The organism is Mesorhizobium sp. P2_D1, assembly GCF_056404455.1.
In genome coordinates this window covers 327,426-338,661 of the sequence record NZ_JBFUDZ010000002.1, presented here as the reverse complement: position 1 = coordinate 338,661, position 11,236 = coordinate 327,426, and the positions used below count along the sequence as shown (strand labels likewise).

Sequence of the window (11,236 nt, the reverse complement as noted above, 5' to 3'; positions counted from 1 at the left end):
CAGTACTACTGCACGCCTTCCGGCCTCGAGGCCGATCTCTATCTCCATGACCATGCCGGCTTCGGCGGCGATTCGATCAAGGCCCAGTCCAGGACGCCAGGCGTCGGGGTGACTTCCCCCATGTCGCATGCGCCCGGCACGCCGTACACGATCGGCATCACCGGCCACTATCCGGGCGACACAGTCGATGTTGGGCTCTGCTTCTACAGGAAGTCCGACAAGGACAAGGGTGGCTACTACCCTTGCTGCAAGATGACTTTGCCGCTCAGAACCCCAGCCGTCAGCTGCGAACGTTGAGGAGGGGAAGATGAAAAATCTCGCACTTTCCCCGCTCGCAACGAGCAACCAGTCAAAGCAGTCAACCGTCTTGGAGACGATCATGAAACCCCTGTCACTCGCCAGGCGCGGCGCGCGCTGGCTGATGGCGGCCGGTATCGCGGTCGCCACCCTGACCCCGGTGCAAGGCTTCGCCGAAGAGGTCTACACCGTCATTACGGAGCCCAGACTCGACCTCGACAATCCGCGCGTCATCAATCCGGAACCGGGCCGGGTCGTGCCTTTCTTCACCAAGAGGGGAACCCAGAGAGGCTGCGACTATGTCGTCTATTCCCTGAGCTTCGGCTTGCGCGGCGACCCGCAGGGTTTTGCCGACCCTGGCTTCGCGGCCAGACTGAAAAAGGCCCGGCTCGACTTCAAGGACCAGCTTCCGCACGGCCTTGAGATCGTCAACGTCAATGTGTCCGGCGACGGCACGGATGCGGCCGGCGGACCACTGCCGGGTGCAACGATCAGCACATCGGCAAATCCCAACGACACGGCGACGGTTTCCGATTTCCGGATTTCCGCCTCCGATCTCGACGGCGTCGGCGCTCCCAACGAGCGCGTCATCACCTTCCAGATCACGGCCAAGATCGACCATGCGGCGTTTCCTTCGCCGACCATCGTCGACAACCAGGGCATGATCAAGGTGACGCCGGAAGCCGGCACGGGGATCATCATCCCGTCGCAGGATCCGAGCAAGCCCGACGACGGCGACATCAAGACCGGCGAAAAGACCTCGATCAAGATCGATGTCACCAAGTGCAATCCGCCACCGCCGCCTCCCGGCAAGGAATGCTTCAAGGTGGAGCGCGGCACGGTTGATTGCGTGCCCGGTGGCGGCGCCTTCATCTACCACATGCCGGTCGGCCCGGAGATGGGCGGCAAATGGGTGCAGGTGTCGACGACGACACCCGGCATCACCATCATCCCCGACACCCAGCTGGTGCCGGCGGGCGGCGGCGTGCTCAACTGGAAGATCGTTGGCGCGTCACCCGGCGATGTCATCCACCTCATCGTCACCGGCATCGAAACCTACGCCGGCCCGGAGGAAGGCTGGGGCCTGTGCTGCACGCAGACCATCGACATCGTCATCCCGCGCGACCAGAGATGCCCGCCCAAGGACAAGGAACCGGACCTCAAGGTTGAAAAGCGTGCCGAAGTCCAGCGTTGCACGATGGGCGGCGGCTGCGACTTCACCATCAGGGTGACCAATGTCGGCACCGGTGCCTATCACGGCAAGATCGTGCTCGACGAGGTGACGCTGCCGGCCGGCTCGACGCTCGATTCGGGGCCAAATCCGCCTTGGGTCTGCGTACCCGGCACGACCCCCATGACGTGCACCTATCCGGTGACCACGCTCAATCCGGGAGCCTTCGTCGACCTCAAGCTCGGCTTCAAGCCGGCCGGAGGCTGGCAAGGCAGCGTGCTGCGCAACTGCGCCACCTACAATTATGCGGCCAGCGGCAAGCCGCTGTTCGGCAGCCAGTCGAACGATCGCGGCTGTGCCTCGATCCCGATCTGCCGGCGTGGCGATCGTGATCGCGAATGCCAGCCACCGGTCGAAAAGAAGGTCGACCTGATCCTGAAGAAGCGTGCCCGCACCGAGGTCTGCACGGCCGACGGCATCTGCACCTTCGTGATCGATATCATCAACAACGGCACCTTCACCTACAATGGACCGCTGACGGTGATCGACAGCTATCCAGGCGGCGCGCCTGCCTCCTCGACCTTCGGTCCGACCCCACCATGGACATGCGGCCCGACCGGCCCCGGCCAGTTCCGCTGCGACAATGCGGGCATATCGCTCGCACCGGGCGCCTCGACACCGATCTTCGTTAAGGCGGTCATGCCGGCCGGCTATCAGTCCGATACGGTGGAGAACTGCGCCGAGGCGAAGGCCATCCCTGGTGAAACCGATCTCACCAACAACAAGGCCTGCGCCAAGGAACGCATTCGTCACCCCAATGGCGGCAAGCCCGCCTTGCGCATCACCAAGGTGTGCAATGGCTCGCTGGCCGGTGCGGCGGTCGTCTCTTGCCGCATCACCGTCGTCAATGCCGGCACCGCTGCCCCCACCGGTCCGGTGCGGGTCAACGACGCCGCCACGCTGGTGGCGGGCGGCGCGCCCGTCCAGATCCAGACCGTCACCCCCGACGGCGCGGAATGGGCGTGCGGGCCGGTTCCGGCCAATGCGCTGTCGTGCCAGATTCCTGGTGCCGTCATGACACCTGGAACCAGCCGCCACTTCGACGTGACGGTTTCGGCGAACGGCGAGTTCGAAAACTGCGCGCGGGGCTCGTATGGTCCGGCGCCCGGCGACGACATCGTCTATCCGATCGGCCAGGCCTGCGCCAAGGGCGGCGGCTCTTCGACCATCCGCGTCGAAAAGACCGGCGACCGCGAATGCAAGCTCGGCCAACCCTGCTCGTTCGAGATCACCATCACGAACGATGGGACGAGCCCCTTCTCCGGCCCGGTTCGCATCGGTGATGCGATCGGCGTCGAAGGTCTCGGCAGGCTGGACGGCGTTGCGATCACCTCGATCGATCCGCCTTTCGGCTGCTCGCCGGAACCGGCGACCTTGCCACTGTCCTGCATTGCCAACCTGACGCTCGGCGCAGGGGAGAGCCAGGTGCACCAAGTCACCGTGGTCATTCCCGACGACGGCCGCCTGGCCAATCTGCAGGGCAATGTCAGCGGCCAGAACTGCGTCGGCGTCCTGTCTCCCGACACCCGGGTGCAAGGCGGCGACATGCTCCCCGGCGACCAGGCCAATGTCCAGGGCGATCGTGGCAAGGCCTATGCGTGCCATCCCTTCACCATCACACATGAGGTGAAGAACGAGTGCTCGCCAGGTTTCGTCATGAACGACGCCGGCAGGTGTGTCTGCCCGCAAGGCACCACCTTCCGCAACGGCCAGTGCTCGCCCGACGGTGGCGTCATCGTCGAGCCAAAGCCGCGGCCCTGCGTGCTGCTCGAAGGCCAGATCCGCACCCAGGACGGACGTTGCGTCTGCCCACGCGGAACCGGGCTTCAAAACGGGAAGTGCGTCAAGACCGACAAGCCTGAGCAGTGCACGATCCGCGGTCAGGTCCACAATTCGGACGGCGATTGCGTCTGCCCGAAAGGTACGGAAGTCAGGGGCAATGCCTGCCGCCCGATCCGGCCGAAGCCTGAGCAGTGCACCATCCGTGGCCAGGTCCACAATGCCGATGGCGATTGTGTCTGTCCGAAAGGTACGGAAGTCCGGGGCAATGCCTGCCGACCGATCCGGCCGCAGCCCGAGCAGTGCACCGTCCGTGGCCAGGTCCACAATGCCGATGGCGACTGTGTCTGCCCGAAAGGTACGGAAGTCCGGGGCAATGCCTGCCGACCGATCCGGCCGCAGCCCGAGCAATGCACCATCCGTGGCCAGGTCCACGACGCCAACGGCAATTGTGTCTGCCCGAGGGGTACCGAGGTGCAAGGCAATGCCTGCCGGCGCAAACAGCCGCCGGTGGAGCAGTGCGACATACGCGGCCAGGTCCATAACAAGCGCGGCGAGTGTGTCTGTCCGCGCGGGACCGAGGTGATCGACGGCGCATGCCGCAGGCCACAGGTGGAGGAGTGCGCACCGGGCTCGCAGATGATCAATGGCCAGTGCCGGCCGATCATCAGGCGGCACTGCCCGGAGGGCACGATCGGGCGCTATCCAAACTGCAGGCCGATCCGTGGCCAATTGGAACCAGGCCTGCTGAACCCGAACGTCCTGCAGCAGCTGCTTCCGCGGCGCAGGACGCAAACTGACCAGCAACAGCAGGGCGATCCGGCTGGAAACATCCAGAACTTGAAGCCGTAACCGTCTGCGCGACACAACCAGAAACCCGCCGGATCAATCCGGCGGGTTTTGTTTGGACCGGGGGCACCGGCAGCCGACATGGGCGGCACGTAGTCTGTGCAGCCAGCCGCCTGTGCACTCGACAAGTCACCTGCGGCGCATTAGGCAGTCGATTGAGTGACCGGATGAAAAGGGCGCTCGGAAAGGCCTTGCCCATGAGCAAAAAAACCTTGATTGCACCCTCGGTGCTGGCATCGGATTTTTCCAGGCTCGGCGATGAAGTCGAAGCGGTGGTGGCTGCCGGCGCCGACTGGATCCATCTTGATGTGATGGACGGACATTTCGTCCCAAACATCACCTTTGGCCCGCCGGTGATCAAGGCGATCCGCAACCGCACCAAGGCCTTCTTCGATTGCCATCTGATGATCGCGCCGGCCGACCCCTATCTGGCCGCCTTCGCCGACGCTGGCTGCGACGGCATGACGGTGCATGCCGAGGCCGGGCCGCATCTCGACCGCTCGCTGCAGACCATCAGGAACCTTGGCAAGAAGGCCGGCGTGTCGCTCAATCCGGCAACACCGGAAAGTGCGGTCGAATATGTGCTCGACCGGCTCGATCTGATCCTGATCATGACCGTTAATCCGGGCTTCGGCGGCCAGGCTTTCATTCCGGCGATCGTCGACAAGGTGAAGCGGGTCAAGGCGCTGATCGGCAGCCGGCCGATCCGCATCGAGATCGACGGCGGTGTGTCAGCCGAAACCGCGCCTTTGGTCACTGCCGCCGGCGCCGACGTGTTGGTGGCAGGCGCCGCGATCTTCAAGGGCGGCAGCGTCGACGCCTACCGGCAAAACATCCAGGCGATCAGGACGGCAGCCGACAAGGCAGCTGGCTAGTCCACGGCGTTCATCCTGTCTTCAATTCCAATTGGCCGCCAACGGCTCTCATGCCCGGCAGGGTCCGTCAGAATCTGATTCGCGAAGCATCGAGCCTGGACGAGTGGCTTGATTCGGTTCGTCTTTTGCGCGCGGCAGAAAAGACGATCGCGCATGCACACAAGAACAGATGATGCTGCGTGCATACAAAACATGTTAAGTTTCCGAAGGTTGTAGAAATACGCGAATTTGCATCGCTGAACGGCAAAATGCCGTATATTTCTTTGTGCTTAAGTACAATAGCGTGATCTTGTGCTTGAGCCTTGGAGGCCAGACGCGATATGGTACGTGTACGAAGGGGGATGCTTCGGACTCGAATTGCCCAAACATAATTTGGGGACAAGGAGTCGCTTTGACATACGGAGCTGCCAATCTGAACGACGACGGCGCAGGGCCCAAGAGCACGCTTGCCAGCACGGTCTATCACCAATTGCGGGATGACCTTCTCGGTGGAGTTCTTGAAGCCGAGAGCAAGCTGCGGGTCGAATGGGTGGTTTCCAAATATGGAGCCGGCGCTTCCCCTGTCCGCGAGGCGCTCAATCGCCTCGCCTCGGAAGGACTTCTTGGCCGGCACGACCAGCGCGGCTTCTTCATCATGCCGGTCAGCGCGGCGGAGCTCGAAGAGCTGACGCGCACCCGTTGCTGGCTCGAGGAGCGGGCGCTTCGCGAATCCATCGCCCACCGCACCGCCGAATGGGAAGAACAACTCGTGCTGGCGCTGCATCGCCTGGGGCGTGCATCACGTCTTTCGCCACAGAATCTCTCGTCGCTCAATCCGGATTGGGAGAAGTTGCACCGCATCTTCCATCGGGTCCTGATTTCGGCCTGCCGGTCGCAATGGCTGGTGGGGTTCTGCGAACAGCTTTCCGATCACGCCTACCGCTACCGACAAATGGCGAGTGACAGCGAAAGTGCCCAGCGCGACGATTTCGGCGAGCATCGCCGGATCGCCGAATGTGCTCTGGACGGCAATGCCGACGGCGCCGTCGAAGCGCTGATCAATCACTACCAGCTGACCGCTGCCATGTGCATGGAACGCATCAGGCAAAGTGAGAGTCTGAAGTCGGTCGCCGGCAAGGCGGCACGCGCCCGGCGATAGCGTCGGCTCCGGCAATCTTTTGCAGCCACGCAGCCCATAAGCGCCCCGGGCAAACACCTGTCCGCGGGTCTTGACGGCGCGGCCAAGAACCGCGAACTCTTCGCCGCCCATGCATGCCGCTCGAAAAGCATGCCCGGCGCCGCCGTCTCTACTATCCCCGGGAAGACTTCATGAGCAACCATCTGTTCGACGCGTTCCGTTCCCGGATGCCGGCGCCCGATCGCTTGTTGATGGAAACCGATGATGGCCGCTCGCTGACCTATGGCGATATGCTGGCGCGGTCGGCGCAGCTCGCGCATGCGCTCTTGCAGTTGGATGTCGAGCCGGGCGATCGGGTCGCCGTGCAGGTCGAGAAGAGCCCCGAAGCCGTCCTGCTCTATCTCGCCTGCCTGCGTGCCGGCGCCGTCTTCCTGCCGCTCAACACCGCCTACACGCTGGCCGAGCTGGAGTACTTCTTCGGCGACGCAGCACCACGCCTGGTCGTCTGCGATCCGGCCAGGGCGGCCGACATCGGCGCACTGGCGGAAAAATCGGGCGCCGTCACCATCACGCTCGGCCGCAATGGCGAGGGATCGCTGACGGATCAGGCCTCGCGATTGCCGGCGGACTTCCACGACGTGGTGCGGGCCAAGGACGATCTCGCGGCGATCCTCTACACCTCGGGAACGACGGGCCGCTCGAAGGGCGCCATGCTCAGCCACGAGAACCTTGCTTCGAACGCGCGGGTGCTGGTCGACCACTGGCGCTTCACGGCCGACGACGTGTTGATCCACGCGCTGCCGATCTTCCACACCCATGGTCTGTTCGTTGCCACCAACGTCGTCCTGATGGCCGGCGCCTCGATGCTGTTCGAGCAGAAATTCGACCCGGCCCGCATCGTCTCGCTTTTGCCGCGAGCCACTGCTCTGATGGGCGTACCGACCTTCTACGTGCGCCTGCTGCAGCAGGACGGGCTGGACCGTCAGGCGGCGAAAAGTATCCGCCTGTTCATTTCCGGTTCGGCGCCGCTGCTGGCCGAGACGCACAAGGCCTGGCGTGAGCGAACCGGCCACGCGATCCTCGAACGCTACGGCATGACCGAGACCAACATGAACACCTCGAACCCCTATGACGGCGAGCGGCGTGCCGGCACGGTCGGTTTTCCCTTGCCGGGTGTGGCGCTTCGCATTGCCGATCCCGACACTGGCAGGCCGCTCGCTCAGGGCGAGGTCGGCATGATCGAGGTCAAGGGCCCGAACGTCTTCGGCGGCTATTGGCGCATGCCGGAAAAGACCAAGGCGGAATTCCGCGCCGACGGCTTCTTCATCACCGGCGATCTCGGCATCGTCGACGCCGACGGCTACGTCCACATCGTCGGCCGCGGCAAGGATCTGATCATTTCCGGCGGCTACAACATCTATCCGAAAGAGCTCGAAAGCGAGATCGACGCGCTTGACGGCGTGAGCGAAAGCGCTGTTATCGGCGTTGCCCATCCCGATTTCGGCGAAGGCGTCACCGCTGTCGTCGTGCGGTCGCCGGCTTCGAACATCACCGGAGCCGAAATTCTCGGCGCCATCGCGGAACGCGTCGCAAAATACAAGCACCCGAAGCAGGTGATCTTCGTCGACGAATTGCCGCGCAACACCATGGGCAAGGTGCAGAAGAACCTGCTGCGCGATACCTACAGGGGTCTCTACACATCTTAAGGCTGGACGTGCGCAGGCAGCTCGTCAGCCGCGGTACAGCAGCTCGACTACATGCTCGGCGATCGCCAGGCTTGCCGTCAGGCCGGGGCTCTCGATGCCGAACAGACTGACGATCGGCCCTGTGCCATGGTCGGCCGGACCCTGGATCATAAAGTCGGCCGCAGGCTGGCCCGGGCCGGACAGTTTTGGCCGGACGCCGGCATAGGCCGGCTGCAAGGCGCCGTCGGCAAGATCGGGCCAATAGCGCCTGATCTCGCCGTAGAAGGCCGCACCACGAGCAGGGTCGACCGTGTAATCCACGCTGTCGATCCATTCGACATCCGGACCGAAGCGCGCGCTGCCGCCCAGATCGAGGGTGAGATGGACGCCGAGGCCGCCATTAACCGGCACCGGATAGATCAGCCGCGAGAAGGGTGACCGGCCCGAGAGTGAAAAATAGTTGCCGCGCGCCAGCCATCGCGGTGGAACAAGGCGTTGCGGAAAACCTTCGATGCGGCCGGCGAGAGCCTGCGCATCGAGGCCCGCGGCGTTGACGAAGGCGCCAGCCTTCAGCGCGAAGCCCTCGCCATCGGCATCGTGGGTATCGATCCGGATCCCATCGGCTTCGATCGCCGCTCCGGTAACGGACGTGAGCAGGGCGAAGGATGCACCGGCGGCCTCGGCGTCGCCGCGCAGCGACAGCATCAGTGCCTGGCTGTCGATGATGCCGGTCGATGGCGAGAGCAACGCGCCGGCGCATTGCAGCGCGGGTTCGAGGCTCTCGGCTTGTGCCTGCGTCAAGATTTCGAGATCGCCAACCCCGCAGCTCTGCGCGTTGGCCCTGATCGCGTCCAGCCTGTCCAACTGGCCCGGTTCGACGGCGACGATCAGCTTGCCGGTGCGCGCATGGGCAACATTGTGCTCGCGGCAATAGGCATAGAGCCGCTCGCGGCCTTCGACGCAGAGCCGGGCTTTCAGGCTTCCCGGCGCATAGTAGAGCCCTGCATGGATGACTTCGGAATTGCGCGAACTTGTGCCGGTGCCGATCGCGCCGGCCTGCTCGACCACCAGCACCTCGCGGCCCGACAGGGCGAGCGCCCTGGCGATGGCGAGCCCGACGACACCTGCTCCTGCAATGACGCAATCGATGTCATGCATGGCCTGATATCACCCAGCGCTGTTGGAGCCTGCAAAAACCTTCCCGCCGCCGATCCAGACGCCTCTGATGTCGAGATCGTCCGACAGCGCAACGATATCGGCTGCCGTGCCATTGGCGAAGCGCCCGAGCCGGTGCGACTGGCCGATCGCTTGCGCCGGGTAGAGCGAGGCCATACGCAAGGCCTCGGAAAGCTCGACCCCGACGACGAGGTGGATGAAGCGCACGGCCGAGATCATGTCGAGATCGGCGCCCGCAAGCGTCCCGTCGGCAAGCCGCAGGCTGCCATCCCTGCGGTAGATGGTGCGGCCGTTGAGCGTGAACGAGGTCATATCGGTGCCGATCGGCGCCATGGCGTCGGTGACCAGCACGATTTTGGCCGGCCCCTGCTTGGCGCGCAGCGCGATCTTGATGGTGGCGGGATCGACATGGATCCCGTCGGCGATGAGGCCGGCCGACAGGGAGCCGATATCGATGGCTGCGCCAGCCAGCCCGGGCTCGCGGTTGCCGATCTGGCTCATCGCGTTGAACAGATGGGTGACCATCGAGGCGCCGGCCTCGGCAAAGGTGCTGGCCGTGGCGTAGCCGGTGTCGGAATGGCCGAGGCTGACGACGACGCCGGCCCTGGTCAGCGCCGAGACCCGCGCCGGTTCGACGGATTCCGGTGCGATGGTGGTGAGCAGCACCGGCAGTTTCTGCCGCGCCGCGATCAGCTTCGCCTGGTCGGCGTCCAGCATCGGCCGGATCAGCGCCGGATCATGCGCGCCCTTGCGGGCGATCGACAGATGCGGGCCTTCCAGATGCAGGCCGAGGAAACCCGGCAGCTTCCGCAGCGTCGCGGCTTCGCCGGCGGCGACGGCGGCGGCGGTGATGGCGGGCGTATCGGTGATCAGCGTCACCAGGAGCGCGGTCGTGCCGAAGGGCGCATGCGCCCGGCAGATGGTTTCGAGCGAGGCCACATCGGGGTGGTCGTTGAGCATGACGCCGCCGCCGCCATTGACCTGCAGGTCGACGAAGCCGGGCGCCAGCATGCCGCCGCCGGTCTCGACGATGCGGAGGTCGGAGGCAAGGGCGCCGGCGGGCAGGATGGCCTCGACGAGGCCGTCGCGCACGACGAGTGCTGCGCCGTCGTGCCAGTCGTCACCGTCGAAAATGCGGGCGCCAGTCAGGGCAAAACGGTCGCTCATACGGTCTCCGTCACCTTGCGAAGATTGCGCGGCGTGTCCGGATCGAGGCCGCGATGGCGGGCAAACGCCTCGACGAACATGTAGAAGGAGACGATCAGCGTCAGCGGATCGGTCAGCGGATGGCCCGTGGCGACATGCGGCAGGCGCACGGCGCGCTGGGCAAGTGCGGAGGTGACGAACACCGGCGCACCCTTGGCCGCCAGGCTGTCGGCGGCCTCGGCAACGGAAGGCTCCGATGCGTCACGCGCGGCCAGCGCCAGCACCGGAAAGTCCGGGCCGATCAGCGCCAGCGGGCCATGCATGACTTCGGCCGCACTGTAGGCCTCGGCATGCATGCCGCAGGTCTCCTTGAACTTCAGCGCCGCCTCGTTGGCCATCGCCGCCGACGGGCCGCGGCCGAGGATGAACAGCGACTTCTGCTTTTCGATCGTTTCGGACAGCACCGTCATCCAGTCGCAGGCGATCGCCTTGCGGAAATGGTCGGGCAATTCGAAGAGCGCAGCCAGCAGCGCCTCGTCTCCAGTGGCATGCGCCATCAGGCCAAGACCGGCGACGGCGGAATTGATGAAGGTCTTGGTCGCCGCGACGCTGCGCTCCGGTCCGGCCAGGATATCGATCGCATAGTCCGAGGCACGCGCCAGCGGCGAATCGGCGGTGTTGGTGATGGCGATGGTCAGCGCGCCACCGGCCCGCGCCGTCTCTGCCATGGCGACGATGTCGGGGCTCTTGCCCGACTGCGAGATCGCCAGGCAGGCCGAGCCGCCGAGCCTGAGCTCGGCTCCATAGATCGAGGCGATCGACGGACCGACCGATGCGACGGCAAGGCCCGCGGTCAGCTCGACGGCATATTTCATGAAGGTCGCTGCATGGTCGGACGAACCGCGCGCCACGGTGACGACAAACTGCGGGTCGCGTTCGCGGATGCCGCGCCCGGCCTCGGTCAGGACAGTGCCGGAGCCGTCGAGCAGGCGGGCGACGGCCAGCGGGATCTCCTCGATCTCGCGCCGCATATGGGTCATCCCAGCCGACATGGTCGGCTCAGCCGACGGGGTCGGTTCAT

Annotated in this window: 7 protein-coding genes and 1 pseudogene; 5 read left to right on the top strand and 3 right to left on the bottom strand. The window is 64.9% G+C overall.

The window, feature by feature from the left end; all coding sequences use genetic code 11:
- The 5 genes and pseudogenes from AC1D0I_RS04170 to AC1D0I_RS04150 all read left to right on the top strand — a co-directional run.
- A pseudogene (locus AC1D0I_RS04170) lies at positions 1-297 on the top strand (hypothetical protein); the annotation flags it as partial.
- Positions 298-307: 10 nt separating this feature from the next.
- Complete coding sequence (locus AC1D0I_RS04165) at positions 308-4,159, top strand: DUF7929 domain-containing protein (RefSeq protein ID WP_477393238.1); 3,852 nt, start codon at positions 308-310, stop codon at positions 4,157-4,159.
- A gap of 194 nt (positions 4,160-4,353) precedes the next feature.
- Entirely contained in the window at positions 4,354-5,031 is a 678-nt protein-coding gene (gene rpe / locus AC1D0I_RS04160; RefSeq protein WP_477302855.1) for a ribulose-phosphate 3-epimerase, read from the top strand.
- Positions 5,032-5,422: 391 nt separating this feature from the next.
- A complete protein-coding gene (locus tag AC1D0I_RS04155; RefSeq protein WP_477393236.1) occupies positions 5,423-6,169 on the top strand; it encodes a GntR family transcriptional regulator in 747 nt (248 codons plus the stop codon).
- A gap of 170 nt (positions 6,170-6,339) precedes the next feature.
- The gene (locus AC1D0I_RS04150) at positions 6,340-7,854 is read left to right on the top strand and encodes a malonate--CoA ligase (RefSeq protein WP_457150523.1); all 1,515 of its coding nucleotides are present in this window, start codon (positions 6,340-6,342) and stop codon (positions 7,852-7,854) included.
- Positions 7,855-7,878: 24 nt separating this feature from the next.
- Here the strand turns inward: AC1D0I_RS04150 and AC1D0I_RS04145 are convergent, their stop codons facing one another.
- The 3 genes from AC1D0I_RS04145 to AC1D0I_RS04135 are packed head-to-tail and all read right to left on the bottom strand — an operon-like array spanning position 7,879 to position 11,207.
- A complete protein-coding gene (locus AC1D0I_RS04145; RefSeq protein WP_457150524.1) occupies positions 7,879-8,991 on the bottom strand; it encodes an NAD(P)/FAD-dependent oxidoreductase in 1,113 nt (370 codons plus the stop codon).
- 9 nt (positions 8,992-9,000) lie between these two features.
- Entirely contained in the window at positions 9,001-10,176 is a 1,176-nt protein-coding gene (nagA, locus tag AC1D0I_RS04140) for an N-acetylglucosamine-6-phosphate deacetylase (RefSeq protein ID WP_477224931.1), read from the bottom strand.
- Positions 10,173-11,207, bottom strand: coding sequence for an SIS domain-containing protein (locus AC1D0I_RS04135; RefSeq protein ID WP_477225554.1), 1,035 nt, complete (start codon positions 11,205-11,207; stop codon positions 10,173-10,175). Before AC1D0I_RS04135 ends, nagA begins: the two co-directional genes overlap by 4 nt.
- Between the last annotated feature and the right edge of the window lie 29 nt (positions 11,208-11,236).

What these genes read in the sequence shown, in the direction of transcription:
- AC1D0I_RS04135 (WP_477225554.1), bottom strand. Translation starts at nt 11,207, where the DNA reads ATGTCGGCTGGGATGACCCATATGCGGCGCGAGATCGAGGAGATCCCG.
- AC1D0I_RS04165 (WP_477393238.1), top strand. Translation starts at nt 308, where the DNA reads ATGAAAAATCTCGCACTTTCCCCGCTCGCAACGAGCAACCAGTCAAAG.
- AC1D0I_RS04150 (WP_457150523.1), top strand. Translation starts at nt 6,340, where the DNA reads ATGAGCAACCATCTGTTCGACGCGTTCCGTTCCCGGATGCCGGCGCCC.
- AC1D0I_RS04145 (WP_457150524.1), bottom strand. Translation starts at nt 8,991, where the DNA reads ATGCATGACATCGATTGCGTCATTGCAGGAGCAGGTGTCGTCGGGCTC.
- rpe (WP_477302855.1), top strand. Translation starts at nt 4,354, where the DNA reads ATGAGCAAAAAAACCTTGATTGCACCCTCGGTGCTGGCATCGGATTTT.
- nagA (WP_477224931.1), bottom strand. Translation starts at nt 10,176, where the DNA reads ATGAGCGACCGTTTTGCCCTGACTGGCGCCCGCATTTTCGACGGTGAC.